Annotated in this window: 16 protein-coding genes; 7 read left to right on the top strand and 9 right to left on the bottom strand. The window is 68.9% G+C overall.

Annotated features, from left to right (window positions below; translation table 11 throughout):
* Positions 1-7 precede the first annotated feature (7 nt).
* Entirely contained in the window at positions 8-3,706 is a 3,699-nt protein-coding gene (locus VFW04_02385) for a M1 family aminopeptidase (protein HEX5178154.1), read from the top strand.
* A gap of 68 nt (positions 3,707-3,774) precedes the next feature.
* Here VFW04_02385 and rpmE read toward each other — a convergent pair whose 3' ends face one another.
* Entirely contained in the window at positions 3,775-3,993 is a 219-nt protein-coding gene (gene rpmE, locus VFW04_02380; GenBank protein HEX5178153.1) for a 50S ribosomal protein L31, read from the bottom strand.
* Positions 3,994-4,295: 302 nt separating this feature from the next.
* On the opposite strand from rpmE, the gene VFW04_02375 reads away from it, so the two are divergent.
* From VFW04_02375 to VFW04_02350, 6 genes are all read left to right on the top strand, one after another.
* The gene (locus VFW04_02375) at positions 4,296-5,453 is read left to right on the top strand and encodes a M20 family metallopeptidase (protein HEX5178152.1); all 1,158 of its coding nucleotides are present in this window, start codon (positions 4,296-4,298) and stop codon (positions 5,451-5,453) included.
* 97 nt (positions 5,454-5,550) lie between these two features.
* The gene (locus VFW04_02370) at positions 5,551-6,795 is read left to right on the top strand and encodes a CsgG/HfaB family protein (protein ID HEX5178151.1); all 1,245 of its coding nucleotides are present in this window, start codon (positions 5,551-5,553) and stop codon (positions 6,793-6,795) included.
* Positions 6,792-7,982, top strand: coding sequence for a hypothetical protein (locus VFW04_02365; protein ID HEX5178150.1), 1,191 nt, complete (start codon positions 6,792-6,794; stop codon positions 7,980-7,982). Before VFW04_02370 ends, VFW04_02365 begins: the two co-directional genes overlap by 4 nt.
* A gap of 17 nt (positions 7,983-7,999) precedes the next feature.
* Positions 8,000-8,674, top strand: a complete 675-nt coding sequence (locus VFW04_02360; protein ID HEX5178149.1) for a Crp/Fnr family transcriptional regulator — start codon at positions 8,000-8,002, stop codon at positions 8,672-8,674.
* An 84-nt stretch (positions 8,675-8,758) separates the two neighbouring features.
* Positions 8,759-9,628 carry an MBL fold metallo-hydrolase gene (locus VFW04_02355; GenBank protein HEX5178148.1) on the top strand — a complete coding sequence of 290 codons (870 nt, stop codon included), beginning with the start codon at positions 8,759-8,761 and terminating at the stop codon, positions 9,626-9,628.
* 16 nt (positions 9,629-9,644) lie between these two features.
* Positions 9,645-10,361, top strand: coding sequence for a CsgG/HfaB family protein (locus VFW04_02350; protein HEX5178147.1), 717 nt, complete (start codon positions 9,645-9,647; stop codon positions 10,359-10,361).
* Positions 10,362-10,371: 10 nt separating this feature from the next.
* Here the strand turns inward: VFW04_02350 and VFW04_02345 are convergent, their stop codons facing one another.
* From VFW04_02345 to VFW04_02310, 8 genes are all read right to left on the bottom strand, one after another.
* On the bottom strand, positions 10,372-11,901 hold the full coding sequence (locus VFW04_02345) for a hydantoinase B/oxoprolinase family protein (GenBank protein HEX5178146.1): 1,530 nt from the start codon (positions 11,899-11,901) through the stop codon (positions 10,372-10,374).
* A complete protein-coding gene (locus tag VFW04_02340; protein ID HEX5178145.1) occupies positions 11,898-13,790 on the bottom strand; it encodes a hydantoinase/oxoprolinase family protein in 1,893 nt (630 codons plus the stop codon). The genes VFW04_02345 and VFW04_02340 overlap by 4 nt, the downstream gene beginning before the upstream one ends.
* The gene (gene lnt, locus VFW04_02335; GenBank protein HEX5178144.1) at positions 13,790-15,331 is read right to left on the bottom strand and encodes an apolipoprotein N-acyltransferase; all 1,542 of its coding nucleotides are present in this window, start codon (positions 15,329-15,331) and stop codon (positions 13,790-13,792) included. The genes VFW04_02340 and lnt overlap by 1 nt, the downstream gene beginning before the upstream one ends.
* Entirely contained in the window at positions 15,328-16,332 is a 1,005-nt protein-coding gene (locus VFW04_02330; protein ID HEX5178143.1) for a Gfo/Idh/MocA family oxidoreductase, read from the bottom strand. The genes lnt and VFW04_02330 overlap by 4 nt, the downstream gene beginning before the upstream one ends.
* A 21-nt stretch (positions 16,333-16,353) precedes the next feature.
* On the bottom strand, positions 16,354-17,763 hold the full coding sequence (locus tag VFW04_02325; GenBank protein ID HEX5178142.1) for a SpoIID/LytB domain-containing protein: 1,410 nt from the start codon (positions 17,761-17,763) through the stop codon (positions 16,354-16,356).
* Positions 17,714-18,997: a glutamate-1-semialdehyde 2,1-aminomutase gene (hemL, locus tag VFW04_02320; GenBank protein HEX5178141.1), complete on the bottom strand. Its 1,284-nt coding sequence runs from the start codon at positions 18,995-18,997 to the stop codon at positions 17,714-17,716. Before hemL ends, VFW04_02325 begins: the two co-directional genes overlap by 50 nt.
* Entirely contained in the window at positions 18,994-20,391 is a 1,398-nt protein-coding gene (gene rimO, locus VFW04_02315) for a 30S ribosomal protein S12 methylthiotransferase RimO (protein ID HEX5178140.1), read from the bottom strand. Before rimO ends, hemL begins: the two co-directional genes overlap by 4 nt.
* A 533-nt stretch (positions 20,392-20,924) precedes the next feature.
* The gene (locus VFW04_02310; GenBank protein ID HEX5178139.1) at positions 20,925-21,425 is read right to left on the bottom strand and encodes a YajQ family cyclic di-GMP-binding protein; all 501 of its coding nucleotides are present in this window, start codon (positions 21,423-21,425) and stop codon (positions 20,925-20,927) included.
* Positions 21,426-21,427 lie beyond the last annotated feature (2 nt).

The raw sequence follows: 21,427 nt of genomic DNA, 5'->3' as shown, positions 1-21,427 counted from the left end.
AACCGACATGAACATGTTCCTCGAGTTTTTCTCGTTCGAGCTCAAGTACCGCGTCAAGAGCATCTCCACCTACGTGTATTTCGTCGGGTGGTTGGCCTTCGGATTTTTCTGCACGGGGTCGCAGAGCTTCGGACCGGTCGGCTTCCAGAACGGCAAAGTGCTGCTCAACGGACCGTACGCACTCGCCTACAATCAGCTCGCGGCAGCGCTGTTCGGCGTGATCATCATTTCGGCCATCTTTGGGCCATCGATTCTGCGCGACTTCCAGCGCGAGACGTACCAGATGCTGTTCACGAAGCCGATCTCGAAGTTCGCGTACCTGGGCGGCCGGTGGGCGGCCTCGTTCGTGACCTGCGTGTTCGTGTTCTCCGGAGTGTCGGTGGGCATGTGGTTAGGCACGTACGCGCCGTGGACGGACGTGGCGCGCATCGGACCGAACCATCTGTGGTGGTACGTCCAGCCGCTGCTGTCGATCACCGTCATCCAGATCTTCGTGCTCGGCTCGCTGTTCTTCGCGGTGGCGGCGCTCACGCGGAAGCTGGTGGTGGTGTACCTCGAGGGCGTGGCGCTCTTCATGATCTACATCATCGGCATCACGGTGTACGGTACGACGCGGTCCCTCGAGCATTTCTGGTCGGGCATTTTGGACCCAATCGGGTTCGTGCTGTTCGACAACATCACGCGCTACTGGACGGTGCTCGAGAAGAACACGCTCCTCGTGCCCTGGGGGTTCAGCGGCTACTCGCCGGGCGTGTTCCTGTACAACCGCATCCTGTGGAGCGCCGTCGGGCTGCTGTCGTTAGGCGTCGTGTGGCGCTTCTTCCCGATGTCGGTGGAGGCGCTCACCGCGCGATCGCAGACCAGGCGCGCGGCGAAGGCCCGGCTCATGGACGCCGAGGACGCGCGGCCGATCCGCACGCGCGTTGCGGCGGCATTGCCCAGAGTGAAGCAGGTCTTCGGCCGGAGCACCACGGTCGCGCAGTATCTGACCCTCACCCGGTTGCGCGTCCGCATGATCATGCGCGAGGTCCCGTTCTGGGGCATCGTCGCGCTACTCATCGTATTCGCCATCAACAACGGCAACTTCGCCGGCAACGTCGGGGATCAGAACGTCTGGCCGGTGACGTATCTCATGCTGCAAGCGGTCGAGGGCTCGGCCGAGCTCTTTTTCTATATCGTGGCCACGCTCTATGCCGGTGAGCTCATCTGGCGCGAGCGCGACAACCACTTCGACGGGATTCATGACGCGCTCCCGATGCACGCGACAACCGATTGGATCTCGAAGCTGACGACGATCGCGGTGATCGAGTTGATCCTGCTCACGGTGACGGGCCTCGTGGGCATTTTCATGCAAACCCTCGCCGGCTACCACCACTACGAGCTGCTGCAGTACGCGAAGGAGCTCTACATCGTCACGTTTCCGCAGGTGATGGGCTGGGCGCTGTTGTCGATGTTCGTACAGACCGTGGTCTCGAACAAGTTTCTGGGCCACGGCATCGTGATCGCGATCTTCGTGATGGCGCCGATCCTGTACAACTTCGGCTGGCAGAACACGCTGTACCTGCCGGGGCAGTTCACCAGCTACACGTACTCGGACATGAACGGGTACGGCTACTTCGTGCAGACGGTGTTCTGGGCGGTCACGTACTGGCTGGCGATCTTCGCGTTCCTGGGCGTGGTGTCCATCGCGTTCACGCAGCGCGGATCGGAGGAGTCGGCGCGGGCGCGCGTGCGGCAGGCGATCGCGCGGGCGCCGCGCCTGGTGCCGGCGGCGATCGTGTTCCTGGTCGTTGCGTTAGGCTCGGGCGGATGGTTCTACTACAACGCGCACGTCCTCAACGACTATCGCACGCCCGAGGACAACCGCCGCATCAACGCCGGCTACGAGCGAAGCTTCAAGCAGTACGAGCTGCTGCCGCAGCCCAAGACGACCGCGGTGGATGCCACGATCAACATCTATCCGGACCGCCGGTCGTTCGACGGCAGCGGCCGCTTCACGCTGCAGAACAAGTCGGACGTCCCGATTTCGCAGGTCCACCTGACGGACGCACAGCAAACAGTGTCGGACGTCTCGTTCAGCCGGCCGTTTCACCTCGTGAGCCGCGCGCCGCGCGACCTGTACTCGATCTACGCGCTCGAGCAGCCGCTCCAGCCCGGCGACACCATGACGATGACGTTCCACGTCGGCTGGACGACGCGCGGGTTCCGGGATGGCAACGAGTTGGCGCAGTACGCGCCTAACGGAACCTTCTTCGATGTCGGCGTCTTCCCGACCATCGGCTACGACCGGAATCTGGAAGTCGCCGACCCGCGCTGGCGGCGCGAGCAGCACCTCGGTCCGTTGGTCGAGCTGCCGCCGCGCACCGATTCGGTGTACGCTAAACGCAACCTCTTCACGCCGACCTCCGACTGGATCACGTATCACACCGTGGTCAGTACGTCGAGCGACCAGATCGCGATCGCGCCGGGCTATCTCCGGCGCCAATGGACCAGCAACGGGCGCCGCTACTTCGAGTACAGCATGGGCGCCCAGCACATCCTGAACTTCTACGCCTATCTCTCCGGCAAGTACGCCGTGCGCCGAGAAGTGTACCGAGACTCGAGCGGAGCCGATCCGGTGAACCTCGAGGTCTACTACGATCCGGCGCACACGTACGACATCGACGACATGCTCGCGAGCGCGCGGGCCGGCCTCGACTACTACCAGTCGCACTTCAGCCCGTATCAGTTCACGCAATTCCGCATCATGGAGTTCCCGCGCTATCGCACGTTCGCGCAGTCGTTCGCCAACACGGTGCCGTTCTCCGAGGGCATTGGCTTCATCACGCGGATGAAAAAGCCGACCGACGTCGACCTCACCTACTTCGTGACCGCGCACGAGCTCGGGCACCAGTGGTGGGGGCACCAGTTGATCGGCGGCGAGGTTCGTGGCTCGAACATGATGTCGGAGACGCTCGCGCAGTACTCCGCGTACATGGTGATGGAGCACAAGTACGGCAAAGACTACATGCACCGCGTGCTCAAGCACTTCCTCGATCAGTATCTGCGCGGCCGCACCGGCGAAGTTCGGCAGGAGCCGCCGTTAGCCGAGGTGCAGAACGAGCCGTACGTGTGGTACCAGAAGGGCGGGCAGATCATGTACACCCTGGCCGATTACATCGGCGAGGACAAAGTGGATCTGGCGCTCCACAATTTTCTCATGGCGTATCGGTACGCCAACGCGCACAACCAGGTGGACGCCGCCGACTCCACGCACGGCGCGCAGTCGTCGGACACGCGGTATCCGGACACGCGGCTGCTGGTGGACGCGCTGCGCGCACAAACGCCACCCGAGCTCCAGTACCTGATCGACGACGGATTCAATCGCGTCGTCCTCTACGACAACAAGACCAACGCAGCAACGTGGAAGCGGCTGCCTAACGGCAAGTACGAGGTCACGCTCGACGTGCAGGCGCGCAAGGTCCAGGTGGACAGCAGCGGCGTCGAAACGCAGATGCCGCTCGCCGACTACATCGACATCGGCGTGTTCACGGGCAAGGCAGGAGAGGAGAAGCCGTTATACATGGAAAAGCAGAAGTTCACGCAGGAGCAGTCGAAGGTCACGGTGGTGGTGGATGAGCAGCCGACGCGGGCGGGGATCGATCCGTACAACAAGCTCATCGACCGGAACTCCGACGACAACATGGTGGACGTGACGTCGCGCTGAGGCGCGGATTGATTCCCGGATGCAAAACCGCCCCCGCGATGTCGCGAGGGCGGTGTTTCGTTCGGAGGTCAGTTGCTGCTGGTCGCCTTGTCCTTGCTGTACCGCTGGCGGAAGCGCTCGACGCGTCCTGCGGTGTCGACGAGCTTCTGCTTGCCGGTGAAAAACGGGTGACAGTTGGAGCAGATATCGGTATGGATCTCGTCGCGCGTTGAGCGGGTGGTGAAGGTGTTGCCGCAGGCACACTTCACGGTCGCGGTCGCGTAGACGGGGTGGATGTCTTTCTTCATCAGGTCCTCATACGCTCAAGGGTAGCTTTGTAAGCTAGTCGACGCAGGAGCCAGGAACAAGGCGCAGCTCCGTCGGGTACCGGTTCACTTTGGGGCGCCGTTCCCTCATGGCTTGCATCTACGGTCATGAAGACGCGGACACGCAGGACACAACGGACAAAGCACTGACAAAAAATCACCGCTTGGTGTTGCTCGTGTCGTGTCCGATTCCTTGAGGTGCGCCGCCGCATGATCCATGTTCCGGAGAGAGTCGGCACACCGGGCTGCATCTCACGCTCCTGCGAGACCTTCGAGCCATGGACATGAAATCCGGCGCCCGCGAGCGCTTCTCGCGCGCCCAACGCGACATCCTCGAGCTCAGCCACCGCATCCACGCGCAGCCCGAGCTCGGCTTCGAGGAAGAGCACGCCTGCGCCTGGCTCGAGCATCTTCTGACCGACAACGGCTTTTCGGTGGAACACGCCGCCTGCGATTTGCCCACCGCCTTCGTCGCCCGCGCCGGCTCCGGTCCGCTCCAGGTCGGCATCTGCGCCGAGTACGACGCGCTGCCCGGCATCGGCCACGCGTGCGGCCATAATATGATCGCCGCCATGGCCGCCGGCGCGGCCATCGCCGCCGCGGCCGCGGCCGACGACGCCGGCCTCACCATCACCGTGTTAGGCACCCCGGCCGAAGAAGTCGGCGACGCGAGCGGCAAGATCCTGATGCTCGAGCGCGGCGCCTTCGACCATCTCCACGCCGCCATGATGGTCCACCCGGCGCCGGTCGAGATGCTCGAGATGCACATCATCGCGGCGTCGATGTTCGAGGTGCACTACACGGGCAAGCCCGCGCACGCCTCCGCGTTTCCGGAGTTGGGCATCAATGCCGCCGACGCGCTCACGATCGCGCAGACCTCCATCGGACTGCTCCGCCAGCACCTCAAGCAGACCGACCGCGTGCACGGGATCACGACGCACGGCGGGGATGCGCCTAACGTCATCCCGGCGCACACGTCGGCCCGCTATATCGTGCGCGCCGAAAACCTCGACGAGCTGCGCCATGTGCGGACCAAAGTGGTCCGCTGCTTTGAGGCCGGCGCGCTCGCAACCGGCGCCACGCTCGAAATCAGAGGGGGCACCAAGCCGTACGCGGACCTCAAGCCCGATCGCGCGATCAGCGCGGCCTACAAGCGCAACGCCGAATCCCTCGGCCGGACGTTCCCCGACCTCGGCGTGCTCGGCGAGCGCCTGGCCGCGTCCACCGACATGGGCAATGTGTCGTACGCGCTGCCCACGATTCATCCCATGATCGGCATCGACTCCATGCCTGCAGTCAATCACCAACCCGAATTCGCCGCGCACTGCGTCACCGACATCGCCGACAAAGCCGTCGTCGAGGGTTCGCTCGCCATGGCGTGGACGGCAATCGATCTGGCGACGGATGACGCCACGCGCGATCGCTTGATGATGCGGCGCTAATGCGCGCCATCGAGCGGCGCACGTCTTTGACATGATCTGCGGTGGTCAATAACTTGGCCACATCGCAGCGCCGTCTTCGCTCGTCCCCAACCGCTCCATGCGCCTTCCACGCTCTGCACTTCTCTGCGCCGCGCTGTGTGCATGCGCCGGCGGCCCGCCGCTCTCGCGACTGGCGCCGGCCGGTGCACACCGCGACGTCGAAGCGGCGCGCCAGGCATACACCGCACTGCCCTCGCCCGATGCACAGCTCCGGTTGGGCGAAGCCGAGTACCGCGCGGGCGAGGACTCCGCGGCGCGGGCGACACTGCGCTCGCTCCTCGCCACACCGGGCGACGTCGGCGACCGCGCGAATCTCTATGACGCGGCGGCGGCCGATCACGTGGGAGATCTCGACGCCGCGCATCACGGGTACGCGAAATGGCTCGCCGCACACGATGACGGGGCGGTCCGCGCGCGCCTGTCCGACGTGGATCGCCGCGAGGCCGATGCAGCCGCGCGCGCCGCGATCGCATCCGAGCGGTCGCTCGACGCGGCCAGCCTGCCGGAACACAGCGTGGGCGTGACACCGCTGCAGGTGACCGGCGGCGACTCCACCATTTCGTCGTTAGGCTACGGGCTCGCCGACCTCCTGATCACCGACCTGTCGCGCAGCGCGCAAATTCAGGTGGTGGATCGGGTGCGCACGAGCGCCGTGCTCACCGAGCTGCGGCTGGCCGGTTCCGGGCGCGTCGACAGCGCATCGGCGCCGCGGGTGGGCCGGCTCATCGGCGCGCGCCGCATCGTGAACGGCGTGGTGGATGCGACGGCCGGTGGACGCCTCACGCTGAGCACGCGGGTCGCGGATGCGGCGCGCGGCACGCTCGTCGGGCAGCCGGTGACCGAGCAGACCTCGCTCGGCGACATTCTCGACTCGGAGAAGGCGCTGGCCTTCTCGCTGTTCACCGAGTTAGGCGTGACGCTCACGCCTGCCGAGCGCGCGGCGGTGGAACAGCGGCCCACGCGGTACCTCGCGGCCTTTCTCGCGTACTGCCGGGGGTCGCGCGCCGAGGCGTACGGCGACTATCGCACGGCGCACGCGTATTTCGCGCAGGCCGTGCTGATCGATCCCGGGTTCAGGGCGGCGGCGGCGCGGATGCAGGCCACGGCCGTGGCGAGCCCGTCGTCGCCTAACGGAGCGTCCGTGGCGGCCGCGCCGGTGACGCCCGGCGCGGTGGTCGACGCGCTCAACCCGAGCCCCGCCGGCTCGTTGGGCTCCTTCCGCGACCGCGGCGACGCGACGCTGCGCGCCACCACGGAGAGCAAGGTGCCCGGCTCGATCACCATCCCGGTAGCGGTGCCGTGACGCGCGCGCTCTTGCGTCGCGCGCCCCTGCTCGTGGCCGTGTCCGCCGTGGCGCTCGCCGCGCCGGCGGCGGCCCAGGCGCCGTTAGGCGGCGCCTGGGGCGCCCAGACGGGCGTCACGTTCGAGCAGTGGCATTTCCCGTGCTGCACCGACGCGACCAACGCCGCCACGAGCGTCGCCCACGCGAGCGAATGGACCGTGCCCGTCGCGGCGTACTTGCCGCTGGGTCCCGTCGCGCTCGACGTCTATACCGCCTGGATGCACGGCGAGGTGACGCTGCGCGGCGCCGGCGCTCCGACGCAAACGCTCGATGGCCTCACCGACACCTACGTGCGCGGCGCGGTCCGCCTGGCCGGCGATGCCCTGCTCGCCACCGTGGGCGTGAACGTGCCCACCGGCGCCACCGCCCTCGATCGCGAACAGTTAGGCGTGCTCGAGGTGCTGGGCACGCCGGCGTTGCGCTACCAGACGCCGGTGCTCGGCACCGGCTGGGGCGGCACCACGGGACTCGTGTACACGCTCCGCGCCGGCACGTGGTCGTGGGGCTTCGGGGCCTCCTATGAGTACCGGGGACAGTACTCGCCCGCCCAGGCGCAGGCGTTAGGCCTGGGCGCTGGAGACTTCACCCTCCGCCCCGGCCAGGCAATTCGCCTCTCCGTCGGCAGCGATGGGCTGGTCGGCCAGAGCGCGATGAGCATGAGCCTCGCGTCCACGCTGTACACGCAGGACCGCGTGGGGCTCACCGCCGGTGGGACGCCGCCGCAGCCGATCACGTTGGGCCCGATGTTCACCGGCGAGTGGCAGCTGCGCGCCGCGGCCGGCGCGTTCCGCGAGCTCACCGTGTTCGCGTTCGACCGCTACCGCATGCAGTTCACGCGCGGCGGTGCGCGCGTGCCGGGCACCGATGGCAACGAGCTCGAGACCGGCGCCACCGGCACCATCCCGTTAGGCACGACCACCGCGTTCGTCGCCGGGGTCCGCGGCCGCTGGCACACCGGTCTCTCGGTGGACGCCTCGCTCCCCACCGCCGGCATCGTGAGCGGCGGCGCCGACATCGGCGTCACCTGGCAAACCGGACCGCTCGAGCTGCATCCGTCCATCGGCGGCGAGCTGGGCCGCCTCGACACCGGGCCGAGCACCATTTCCGTCAACAAGCTCGAGGCCTCATTCACCATCAGCGCGCGCTGAGCCACCCACTCCTCCCCGTGGACATCGCCGGCTTTCTCGCTTCCGTCCCGCTCCTCAGCGGCCTCGATCCCGCCGAGCTCGCCCGCTTCGCCGACATGACGCGCGAGCGCGCGTACCCCAAAGGCAGCGTCATCCTCTTCGAGGACGATCCGGGCGATTCGCTCTTCCTCGTCAAGAACGGCCGCGTCAAAGTCGTCCTCATCGGCGAAGACGGCCGCGAAGTCATCCTCGGCATCCTCACCGTCGGCGATCACTTCGGCGAGCTCTCGCTCATCGATGGCAATCCGCGCTCCGCGCACGTGATCGCCATGGACGATGCCCAACTCATCGTGCTTCGCCGCGAAGACTTCCGCCGCCGCGTGGTCGAGTCGCCGCAGGTGGCCTGGGCGCTTCTGGTCGAAATCTCGAGACGCCTGCGCCGCGCCGATGAGCAGATCGGAAGCCTCGTCCTGCTCGATGTCGATGGCCGGATCGCGCGCCTGCTCCTCGATGCCGCCGCGGAGAGCGGCAATCCGACGATCCAGAAGCGTCTCACGCACCAGACGATCGCGCAGATGATCGGCGCGAGCCGCGAAACCGTGTCGCGGGCCATGCGCCAGTTCCAGGACAGCGGCCTGATCACGGTGCAACGTCGCCAGATCACGATTGCCAATCGCGCCGGCCTGGAACGACTGGCGCAGCTCCGGGTGTGACACACATCACGCAGCACGCGTGACGGCCATCCTTCGCCGGCAGCGGCGTGCCGCGCGACCTTGTCGCATCGTCTAACGCAACACATGAGTCTCACGCTTCGGTTCTGGGGCACGCGCGGGTCCATTCCGACGCCGGGCCCGGCCACGGTGCGCTACGGCGGCAACACGCCGTGCGTCGAAGTGCGCACCGCCGCCGGCGCGCTCGTGATCCTCGATGCGGGGACCGGCATCCGGCCGTTAGGCAACTGCCTCGTCGAGCAGGCGCGGGGCGCGCGCATCACCGGCGACATCTTCCTGAGCCACGCCCACTGGGACCACATCCAGGGCCTCCCGTTCTTCACGCCGATTTTCCGCCCGGGGAATCACTTCCGCATCTGGAGCGCGGCGTCCGAGGCCGAGCACGTCGCGCGCGCGGTGCGCGAGCAGATGTCGCCGACCGTGTTCCCGGTGACGTTCGACGAGCTCGGGGCGACGGTGGAGTTCCGCGCGCTCGCCGGCGGCCACGCCGACGCGGACTACTCGCTGGACGTGTATTCAGTACGGCACCCGGGCGGCGCGCTCGCCTACCGCATGCGCACGGGAAACTCGCGCCGGACCGGGCTCGTCTACATCTCGGACAACGAGCTGGGCGACGCCACCGGCTACGATTCGCCAATCGATTGGCGCGCGCGGCTCGTGTCGTTTACGCGCGGCGCCTCGATTCTCGTGCACGATGCGATGTACACACGCGAGGAATACGAGCAGCACCGCGGCTGGGGCCACTCGCATTATCACGACGTCGTGCAGTTGGCGCTCGATGCCGGCGTGAGCCGCGTGGTGCTGTATCACCACAATCCTGAGCGCTCGGACGCAGAAATCGACGATCGCGTTGCGGAGTGCCGCGCGCTCGTTGCCCAACGGGGCGCCGCGCTCGAGGTGATCGCGGCGGCGGAAGGACTCACGTTGACGACTTAGGTTCCCGGGAGGGACGATGACGCAGCCCACAGGCCTGATCGCCGTACTGGCCGCGCTGGCCGTGGCGGGGCAGGCCCCGCTCCACGCGCAGGATTCGACGGACACGCGCCCGACCGTCGCCGTGATGTACTTCACCGATGGCGCCATCGGTAAGGATCACGATGCCCTCGCGCCGCTGTCGGCCGGCATCTCCGACATGCTCATCACCGATTTGTCGGTGAACGACAAGATTCGGGTGATCGAACGCGACAACCTGAAGAAGCTGATGGACGAGCAGAACCTGAGCACCACCGGCCGCGTGGACCAGGAGACGGCGGTGAAGGTGGGCAAGTTGTTAGGCGCGCACCACATGATCTTCGGCGGTTTCGTCACCGACGGCCGCGGCAACGTCCGGCTGGATGCGCGCGCCGTGAACGTGGAGACGTCCGAAATCGAGCACGTGGAAACCGTGCAGGGCAAGGAGGACAACTTCATCGCGCTGATCGACCAGCTCGCGACGAAGATGAACAGCGGGATGCACCTGCCCGAGCTGCCCAAGGCGGTGCGCGAAGCGAGCGAAGCGGAGGCGAAGCGGGTGCCGTTCGAGACGGCGCTGCTCTATTCGCGCGCGTTGGCGGCGAAGGATGCGGGCAAGACCGATCAGGCGGTGGAGCTGTTGCAGCGGTCGCTCAAGTCGTTCCCGGAGTACGCGCCGGCGCAGCGCGAGCTGGCGAAGCTGAACGGCGGGCGGTAGGTGTGTTCCGTTAGGCGGCGCCCCAGGCGCCGCCGCCGGGCGTCTCGATCTCGACCACATCGCCGGGCGCGAGCTCCACGCGACATTTCGCGGGGAGCTCGCGCCCGTTGAGCGTGTTGCGGCCCGCCGCGCCCGCGGCTCCGCCGCGGGCGCCCGGCGGGCCGCGGCGTCGGCGCTCGGTGAGCAGCGTCAACGTACACGGCTCGAGCACCCGGTACCGGCGCACCACGCCATCGCCGCCCCGGTGCTCGCCTGCCCCGCCGCTCCCGCGCCGCACGCGATAGTCATCGATCCGTATCGGATACGCCCACTCGAGCGACTCGATCGGCGTGTTGCGCGTGTTGCTCATCCCCACGTGCACCGCATCCGGCCCCGGCCCGCGGCGCGACGCGCCCTGGCCGCCGCCTAACGTCTCGTAGAACGTCCAGCCGGGGCCGCCGAACGTGATGTTGTTCATCGTCCCCTGTCCGCAGGCGGGAACATCGACGCCCGCGTCGCCCAACGCGGCAAACATCGTATCCACGATGCGCTGCGACATCTCCACGTTGCCGGCGGCGACGGCCGCCGGCCACTGCGCATGCACGGCGCTGCCCGGCGCCGCCACGAGCTCGATGGCACGGGCGATGCCGTCGTTGGTCGGCACGTCGTCGTCGAGCAGCGTGCGCAGCACGAAGACGGCCGCGGCCCGCGTCACCGCGAGCGGGCAGTTCACGTTGCCGCGCACCTGCGGCGAGGTGCCCGTGAAATCGAAGCGCAGCTTCCCGTCGTGCACATCGACGGCGATCACCACCGCCACGTCATCGGTCGACACGCCGTCGCCCTCGAGCGCATCGCGCGCGCGGCCGCGGCGCGTGCCTAACGTAAGCGCCGCGGCCCGCGCCCGGGCGGCGGTGTAGTCCAGGAGCGCGTCCGCCGCGGCGGCGAGGCGCTCGGCGCCATGCCGCGCAACCAGGGCGCGCCAGCCGGCGGCCCCAGCCGCGCACGCCGCCCGCTGCGCGCGCAGATCGCCGCGCCGCTCCTCCGGCGTCCGCACGTTGGCCAGCACCAGCTCCAGCATCTCGTCGTCCAACACCCCGGCGCGCGCCAGACGAACCGGCGGCAGCACCAGGCCTTCCTGCACCAGCTCCGTCGCTCCCTGCGGCATGCTGCCCGGGCTCATGCCGCCCACGTCGGCATGGTGCGCGCGCACGGCGGCGTAGCCGGCGATGGCGCCATGGAGACCGATCGCCTCGACCAACGTCAGGTCCGGCAGGTGCGAGCCGCCACGATACGGGTCGTTGAGCAAAAAGACGTCGCCGGCGGCGGGCGTCCGCTCGCGCACGGCGCGCACGCTTTCCGGCATCGCGCCCAGATGCACGGGGATGTGCGCCGCCTGGGCGATCATGCGGCCCTGCGCATCGAAGAGCGCCGCCGACGAATCGCGTCGCTCGCGAATGTTGGGCGAGAGCGCGCCGCGAACGAGCACCGCGCCCATCTCCTCGGCCACCGCGGCGAAGGCGTGCGCCATCACCTCGAGCTCGAGCGGATCGAACGTGCTCACGCGTCGCGCTCCAGCATCCAGCCGCCGATCGGCAGCGGGATGGCCCGCCAGCCGTCGCGCACCAGCAGGGTCGCGTGCGGCAGCGCGAGCACGGCCGGTCCGGTGAGCGCCGCGTGCGCCGCGTCGTGTCCATCGGCGAGGCGGGCGTCGCGCGCTTCGCCTAACACAGTGTGGCGCGCCGCCACGACTTCCACCGCGCGGTCGAGCACGAAGCCGTAGCGCGCGTCGTGCGCCGCCGCGAACCGCGTGGCGAGCGCCGCACCCGGCTCGCCCGGCGCGAACGGCACCTCAAGCTCGTGGCCCTGCCCGTGGTAGCGGGCGCGCGCCCACCAGTGACGGCCGGATACGCCGGCACCGGCGACGCTCCGCGCCAGCCGGTCGGCGAGCGCGCGGGTGTCGGATTCCGACAGGTCATCGGTGCGCCGCATCACGCTGGCGAGCACGTCGCGCCGCTCGGCGGCCACGGCCAGGCCTAACGCAGACAGGACCCCGGCAAACGGCGGCACGAGGACGCGCCGCATGGCCAGGTGCTCGGCCAGCGCGCACGCGTGCAGCGGCCCGCCGCCGCCGAACGCGACCAGCGTGCAGCGGCGGGGATCGATCCCGCGCTCGACGCTCACGCGGCGCAGCGCGCGGGCCATGGCCGCATCGGCGGCGGCGACCATGGCCGCGGCCACGCGCGCACGTTGCGCGCCGACACGCCCCGCCAGCCGCTCGACGGCCGCTCGCGCCAGATCGGCGCGGAGCGCGACGCCGCCGCTCAACGACGTCTCGCGCAGGTTGCCTAACACGATCTGCGCATCGGTGACCGTCGCCTCCGCGCCGCCGCGGCCGAACGCTGCAGGCCCGGGCTGCACGCCGGCGCTCCGCGGACCGACGCGCAGTGCGGCGCCATCATCCACCCAGCCGATGCTGCCGCCGCCCGCGGACACGGTGTCCACGAGGACGCGCGGCAGCGCGATCGGCACCCCGGCGACATCACCGCCGGCATCCACCATGGCCTGGCCGTCGATGATGACGCCGGCGTCGGCGCTCGTGCCGCCGATGTCGATCGTCAGCGCATCCTGCACGCCTGCGAGCCGCGCGACGAAGGCCGCCCCAACCACTCCGCCCGCGGGACCGGAGAGCGCGAGCGACGCGGCGCCGCGCGCGGTGTCGGCGGCGGGGCGCATGCCGCCCGCCGAGGTCATCACCGCGAGCGCCGGGTAGCCGCGTTCGCCTAACGCATCGGCCAGACGCTGCACGTAGCCCGAGACCGCCGGGCGCAGGTACGCCTCGGCCACCGTCGTCGCCGTGCGCTCGTACTCGCGGATCTCCGGCAGCACGTCGGTGGAGCACACGACGTCGAGCGCCGGCGCGAGGCGCGACAGCGCCGCGGCCATCGCGCGTTCGTGCGCCGGGTCGCCGTAGGCGTGGAGCAGCGACACCGCGACGATGGCCGGCGACGTGTCGATCGCCGCCCGTGCCGCGCCGTTCGCGCCGTCGTCGTCCAACGCGCGAACCACGCCCTGCGGCTCGATCCGCTCGGGCACGGCCACGCATCGCTCGGCCGGGACCAGCGGCTCGGGGTGCTGCCGCGCGAGATCGTAGAGCGACGCGCGCTCCTGGCGTCTCAGAGCCAGGATGTCGGTGGCCCCGCGGGTGGCGCAGAGCGTCACGCGGGCGCCGGTGCGCTCGAGCAGCGTGTTGGTCGCCACCGTGGTGCCGTGCACGAGGCGCGAGACAGCGAACGGCGTCTCGCCTAACGCATCGAGCGCGTCCAGCACGCCGCGGCTCTGGTCGGCCGGCGTGCTCGGGACCTTGCGCGCAGTCACCAGTCCGTCGTGGTCGATCGCCACCAGGTCGGTGAAGGTGCCGCCGACGTCGATCCCGACGGACGCGCCCCGCATCAGGCGCGCGGCTTAGCGGCGCTCGCGAGCACGAGGGCCAGCGTCGCCACCACGCTCAGCATCCCGACCCAGTCGCCGAGGTGATCGTAGAGGGTGATCACATCGGTGGTCTGGGCCTGGTAGGTGCGCACCGCCGGCACGAACAGCGCCGTGGCGCCGTGCGATCTGCCTAACGGATCGACGTATTCGGAGATCCCGGTGTTCGCGTCGCGCACGATGCCGACGCGGTTCTCGATCGCCCGCAGGGCGAGGTGCGCTTCGTGCTGGTACACGGCGATGCTCCGGCCGAACCACGCATCGTTGGTGATGTTCACGAGCAGCGACGCGCCCTCCCGCCGGTAGAGCCGGGAACGCTGCAGAAAGATCGACTCGTAGCAGATCAGCACGCCCACCTTGCCGAACGAGAAGGCGAAGGGCTGCGGCGTGCCGCCCCGGCCCATGCCGCCGAAGAACTTGAGGCTGGCGAACCAGTCGGGATTCACGAACGGCACGCGTTCGACGATGGGTACCAGGTACGTCTTGTGGTACGTGGGCTGGAGGCCCACCCTGCCTAACGAATCGGCCACCATCGCCGCGTTGAAGTAGTCGTAGGCCGTGGGCGTGCGCCACACCACGTCGATCGTCCCGAATACGATCGGCGTGTGCGTGGTGGCCGCCAGCACGCGCATCGTGTCCGCCCAGTCGCGGTGCGCGTAGAAGTTGTCGGGCAGCGCCGCTTCGGGCCACAACATGAGCTGCGGGTCGTCGTGCGCCAGGCCCTCGCGCGCCAGCGACGACAAGATCCCGACGATGCGTCCCTGGTACTGCTCCTGCCACTTCTCGTTCTGCGGAATGTTGGGCTGCACCGCGGCCACGGAGGCCAGAGGCCGCAGCGGCGTCGTGGCGATGCGCCACCACCCGTAGGCGGCCACGCCCAACGCCAGCACGATCGCGCCCGCCACCCGCGCCAGCACGCGCCGCTGCTCCGCCCGCGCGAGCCAGGCGTCCACGAGCAATCCGTTGGTGGCCGCGATCCAGAACGAGAGACCGCGCACCCCGCTCAGGTCCGCCGCTTGCGCGAACACCGGATGCTTGGCCACGGCGAGGCCCAACGGAAGCCAGGGAAATCCGATTTGCGGCAGGTACAGCAGGAACATCTCACTCGCCGCCCACACGACCGGCAGCAGGATCGCCATCGGCCATTTCGTTAGGCGGCGGGCCGCGTAGACGGCGGCCATCGTGAACCCGACGATCGGCCCCAACCCCAGCAGCGCGCCGGCAAACGCGAGGAACGCGAGATTCGTGTACAGGCGCAGCGCAATCGCGATCCAGTAGAGGCTGATGCCGTAGCCGAAAAAGCCGAACACCGTGCCCGCGCGCATGGCCACGCGCCAGCCGCTGCGCCGGTCCGCCGCGTCCGCCACGACGATCCCGACCGGCACCAGACACACGAACGCCGGCACCACGAGCGGCACCGGCGGAAACGCAAGCGCGAATAACAGAGCGCTCGCCAGCCCCATCTTCACCTCGAACCGCGTTGGGCGCCAGCGAACGTCGGTCACAGCCGCACCTCCTTCTGCTCGTCGGCCGAGCGGAACACGGCTTCGGCCAATCGATGCAGGACGAGCTGATCCGCAGGCGCTTCGTACGGCGTCTCGCCGTGCACCATCGCGGCGAAGTGCGCGAGCTCGGCGCGATACGACTGCACGAACGTGCTGTCGCGTGTGGCCGCGCCGCGCGGCGTCACGTCGGTGGGTGTGCCGTTCAAATCCTTGATGACGTGGAGCGGCGCCAGGCGCGCGCTGCCGCGCGTCGCCAGCGCGTCGAACCACCACCGCGCCTCGAGACCGACGTACGACCAGGAGACATCGATCGTGATCGTCATGCCCGATGCGCACTCGATCAACGCGACCATCGCTTCATCGACGGCGGCCGCGCCCTGGCCGCGCTCCATGTGCGCGCTCACGCGAACCGGCTCCGGATAATCGGCCAGCCAGAGCGCGAGATCGAGCAGGGGCAGTCCGAGGTCCGTGAACGCGCCGCCGCCGGCTTCCGCCCGCCGATAGCGCCATCCCTCGCGCGTCTGCCGCAGCTCGTGATGCCCGGCAGCGATGCCGTTGAGCTTGCCTAACTCTCCGCCGCGCAGAAACGTATGCACCGCCTGCACGTCCGAGCGGAAGCGGTGGTTGTTGGCGACGGCCACCTTGCAGCCCGTGCGAGACGCCGCCGCGAGGATGCGTTCGACGCCGCGGCTCGACATGGCGAGCGGGCGTTCGCACAGCACGTGGACGCCCGCCGCCAGCGCACTCAGCGCGTGCGGCTCGTGCAGATGGTTGGGCGTGGTGAGCACCACCGCGTCCAGCTCGGCGCTCTCGAGGAGATCCTCGATGTCGGTATAGACGTCGTGGACGCCGAAGCGTTCGCCCAACGCTCTGGCCTTGGGCCCGTCGTTGTCGCAGAGGGCGACGAGCTCCGCCACGCGCGACCGCGCCAGCGCGGGCAAGTGCGCCACCTGGGCGATCGCGCCCGCTCCCACCACACCGACACGCACCGGCGCCATCATTGCGCGTGCTCCGCGTTAGGCTTAAGCCGAGCCGACCACGGCCACCGTGGTTCCCGGATAGTAGGCACGAAGTATCGTCCGATAATCCTGTCCGGCCCGGGCACGCCCGATCGCTCCCCACTGGCACATACCCACGCCGTGCCCATATCCATTCCCGCGCACGATCACGCGGGACAACTCGCCGTTCGCATCGCGCTCGTTCTCGACTGTGAACGCCGTGCTGTTCAGGATCTCGCCGTCCGATGATCGCAGCACGAAGCGGATGTTGTCCATGCGCACCGTATAATGTCCGCGGTCGGTCACGATCTCGAGGGCGCGCACGCGACCGGACGGCGTCCGGCTCTCGACCGCCAGCGAACGCGGCGCGCCCGGGCCGCGCGACGACACCGTCGTATACTCCTTGAGATACCGATCCAGCAGCGCGCGCAGCGCCGCGCGGGTAAAGGTTCGCTCCCAACGGAAGCGCGGCGCGATGTCGCAGTAGAACCGATCGGTGCCCGGAATCCGGTCGCTGACCGAGACCAGGTACGGCTCGTCGGGACTGCGCCAGATCTCGCTCGCTGCCGCCGTCCGGCCGCCGCACGCCGAATGATACGGCGCGTTCACCACCACGCCATGGTAGGTGAGCACCAGCCCGCGCGTCTCGAGCACCGCCGTGTCGCCTAACGGAGTTTCGGCGTCCGCACCGCCATACACCTGGTCGACGACGGTGTTCCGCATGTCGTAGGGCCGAGCATCGGAGGCGATGTGCGTGTACGCATAGCTCCGCGCGGCGATGGCCTGCGCGGCGACGGCTTCGCGCTCGGCGGCAGTGCGATGGCCGATTTCCATCGGCACGACGCCGCGCAGATAATCCTCGAGGTAGAGGCGGTTGACGACCATCACGTCGTCGCCGTTCGCGGCCGGCATGACCCACACTTCGCCCCGATAGCGGGCACCGTTCACGGTGAGCACCGCGCCGCGCGATGCCGCGCGCGCGACGAACGGCGCCGGCCGCTCTGGCGTCACCGTCCCGTCATCGTTCACCGCGCGGAGCAGTCCGTTCCGGCTCTCGACCGTCCACAGCTCGCCGCCCGCCGCGCGCACGAGCGTGCTCGCGCCGCCGGTGTCGAACAAGCGCCAGGCGCCCGTCCCCGAAATCGTGACCTTGCCGGCGGAGGTGGCCAGCGCGATGCGCACCACCCGCCCCTGCCCGCCTAACGGCTGTTCGTTCGGCGCCGCGATGGCGGGCAGCTGTTCGGGCGTCGTCGTGTCCGCGGCCGGCGGCCGCAACGCCGTCGTGTCGAGCACCACGGGCGGCAGCTGCCCCGCCGGTGGACGCGACGGATGCGAGCACGCGGCGAGGCACGCGACCGCCGCGCATCCAGCGGCGACGGATGCCTTACGAGACAACCGCGCCCAACGCATCGTCCAGCCGGTCGAGCGTCGCATCGATCTCCGCGTCGCCATGCGCGGCCGACATGAACGCGGCCTCGAACGGCGATGGCGCGAGATACACGCCGCGCGCAAGCGCCTCGTGAAAGAATCGGCGAAACAGCGATACGTCTGACGCCCGCGCGTCGGTGAAATTGCGCACCGGTTCCGCGCGGAAAAAGAATCCCCACATGCTGCCGGCGCTCTCGGCCGAGAACGGCACGCCGCGCCGCGCCGCAGCGGCGCGCAGGCCCGTCACGAGGCGCGTCGTGCGCCCCGCAATCCGCGCGTGCAGTTCGGGCGTCAGTGCGCGCAGCGTCGCGAGGCCCGCCGCCATCGCCAGCGGATTGCCGGACAGCGTGCCCGCCTGATACACGGCGCCGGTCGGCGCCATCATCTCCATGAGGTCCCGCCGTCCGCCGAAGGCCGCGGCCGGGAGGCCGCCGCCGATCACCTTGCCTAACGTCGTCAGATCGGCCGTGACGCCGAATCGCTCGCGCGCGCCGCCCGGCGCGATGCGAAAGCCGGTCATCACTTCGTCGAAGATGAGCAGCGCGCCTGCATCATCGGCGATCTGTCGCAGCGCCGGCAAGAATGCGGGATCGGGCGGGATGAACCCGGCGTTGCCCACGACCGGCTCGACGATGATTGCCGCCAGACCGCCCGCCGCCGATCGGGCCATCCGACAGACCGCATCGGCGTCGTTGAACGGCGCGACGAGCGTCAGACACGCCACCTGGTCCGGCACGCCGGGCGAATTCGGCAAGCCGAGCGTCGCCACGCCCGACCCGGCCCGCACGAGGAACGAATCGGCGTGGCCGTGATAGCAGCCGTCGAACTTGAGGATCGCGTCGCGACCCGTGGCCGCCCGGGCCAACCGGATCGCGCTCATCGTGGCCTCCGTGCCGCTCGAGACGAACCGCAGCATCTCGATGTGCGGCATCCGCCTAACGATCAACTCCGCCAGCTCGGTCTCGGATTCGCACGGGATGCCGAAGCTCGTCCCGCGCGCCATGGCGGCCGACACCGCGTCGAGCACCGCCGGCGCCGCGTGGCCTAACGCAAGCGGGCCCCACGAGAGCACGTAGTCGACGTACTCGCGGCCGTCGACGTCCCAGATGCGCGCGCCTTCGCCGCGCTCCACCACGAACGGATCGCCGCCCACGCCGCCGAACGCGCGAACCGGCGAGCTCACGCCGCCCGGCGTCACGGCGCGCGCGCGCCGCATGATGTCCGCCGACCGCGTGCTCACCGGCCGTAGCTGCCCTGCGCGATGCCCGACAGCACGGGCAGCGCGCGCGGACGCGACGCGCTCGCCGATCCCGCCGGCGCCGTCACGCGCGCCACCCGTGCGGCGAAATCATCGTCGGTCTCGACCGACTCGACGACGCATTCGATGATCGAGCCCGGCGCGGCGTCGCCCTCGAGATACGTGACGCCGTCGATGTCGTCGGCCTGCCACCAGAGCCGCCCCTCGGCGCGCTCGCCCGAAGCCGCGGCGCGATCCACGATGGCCGGCACCGTCCGCCCAACATAGCGCTCGGCGCGCTCGGCCCCGATGGCGCGCTGGATGTCCGTTAGGCGGTCGAGCCGCTCCAGCTTGAGCGATGCCGGGACGTCGTCGGCCAGGGCCGCGGCTCGCGTCCCCTCCTGGGCGGAATACGTGAACGCGCCCACGCGATCGAAGCGGACCTCCTCGAGCAGGTCGCACAACTGCTGGAAATCATCGTCCGTCTCGCCGGGGAAGCCCACGATGCACGTCGTGCGCACCGCGACCTCCGGCACCGCATCGCGCAGCCGGGCCACGCACGCGCGAATCGTGTCCGCCCGCTCCGGACGACGCATGCGCGCAAGCACCGCGTCCGACCCGTGCTGAATCGGGATGTCGAGATACGGCACGATGCGGCGCTCGCGCGCCATCAAGTCGAGCAGCTTCGTCGTGATGCCCGCCGAATACACGTACAGCATGCGGATCCACGGGATGGACGTCGCGTCGACCAGCGCCTCGAGCAGCTCGGGCAGCCCGGTTCCGTCGCGCCGGTCGCGACCGAAATGCGCGAGGTCCTGCGCCACGAGATTGATCTCGCGTGCGCCCTGCAGCTCGAGCACCTGCGCCTCACGGACGACTTCGTCGAGCGCGAACGACCGATGCTTGCCGCGCATGAGCGGGATCGCGCAGAACGCGCACCCGTGGTCGCAGCCCTCGCTGATCTTGAGATACCGCACGTGCGGCAGCTCTCCCGTGTACAGCCTAACGCCCGGATGATTCGTCTCGCGCCACAGCGGCTCCTGAAGCACGCCGCACGCTTGCAGGGCCGGCACCAACCGATCCATTTCCGACGCGCCGAGGAACACGTCGACCTCGGGTAGCTCGGCCGCGAGCTCGGCCTTGTGCCGCTCGACCATGCATCCCACGGCGACGAGCGCGCGGCAGTTGCCTAACCGCTTGAGCCGCCCGGCCTCGACGATCGCGTCGATCGACTCCTGCTTCGCCGCGTCGATGAACCCGCAGGTGTTGATCACGATGACGTCGGCACGCTCGAGCTCGGTCGTGTGCCGCGCGCCGTGATCCGCCAACTGCGCGAGATAGCGCTCGCTGTCGACGGTATTTTTGTCGCAGCCGAGCGTGATGAAGCCGATGTTCACGGGGTGGGAGCCAAGACCGGGACTGGCATGCCGAAAGGTAAAGGCGGACAAGGCGTTGAGCTACAGGCGGAGAATGGCGGACAAAAGCCGGAAGGCGGACAGGACGCGGACAAGACCGCACAACGCCGATTTCTCGATCAAAGGCGGACGCCATCAAATGCGACCGGGTGGGTGATCGGTTGGCGAGTCTTCGGGATTTGGTAGTGATGAGTGGACACGGTTCCGCTCCGTGGGATAGGCGGAAGGCTGCCGGCAGGGATCCTCAGGTAGAAATCGCCCCTGGGCCGGCGCTGGACGCCGCGACTCTCGCGAAGGCCTAACGGCTCGTTGCTCTCACGGCGGCAACAGGCGGCCCTTTTCGGTGCGCGCCCCAGTTCGCGATGGCAGCGGGTCGAGAAGGCACGTATGACTTTCAAGCGATCTTTGCCCACTCCTCCCGGTGAAAGCGGACAAGGTACGACAGGGCCGAACACGTCCGGAGAAACCTGTGCTGAGTTGTCCGGTCTTGTCCGGCATGTCCGGTCTTGTCCGCCTTACCGGTAGTTCCCGAACTTGAGCTCCACCCCGAAATCCTTGCCGCGAAGCAGCGCGATCGCGCCCTGCAGATCGTCCTTGGACGGCGACGACACGCGCACCTGCTCGCCCTGAATCGCCGCCTGCACCTTCTTGAGCTTTGCCTCCTTGAGGACCGCGACGATCTTCTTCGCCGTATCGCTGTCGAGCGCCATCTTGAGCTTCACCTCGCGACGCACCGTGTCGCCGCCGGCGGGCGTGACCGCGCCGATGTCGAGATTTTTCACCGGCACGCCGCGCTTGATCAGCTTCCCCTGCAGCACGTCGAACAGCGCGCGCATTTTGAAGTCGTCATCGGCCAGGAGGACGAGCATGTTCTCGCCGCGGCGAAAATCGATCGATGCCTTGGAGCCCTTGAAGTCGTACCGTTGGGCAATCTCCTTCTGCGCCTGATTCACCGCGTTGTCGACCTCTTGCAGGTCGACTCCGGTCGTCACGTCGAATGAAGACTGTTGCGTCATAC

It is taken from the genome of Gemmatimonadaceae bacterium (genome assembly GCA_036273715.1).
Taxonomy (GTDB): Bacteria; Gemmatimonadota; Gemmatimonadetes; order Gemmatimonadales; family Gemmatimonadaceae; genus JADGGM01.
This window is presented reverse-complemented; position numbering and strand designations above follow the sequence as displayed.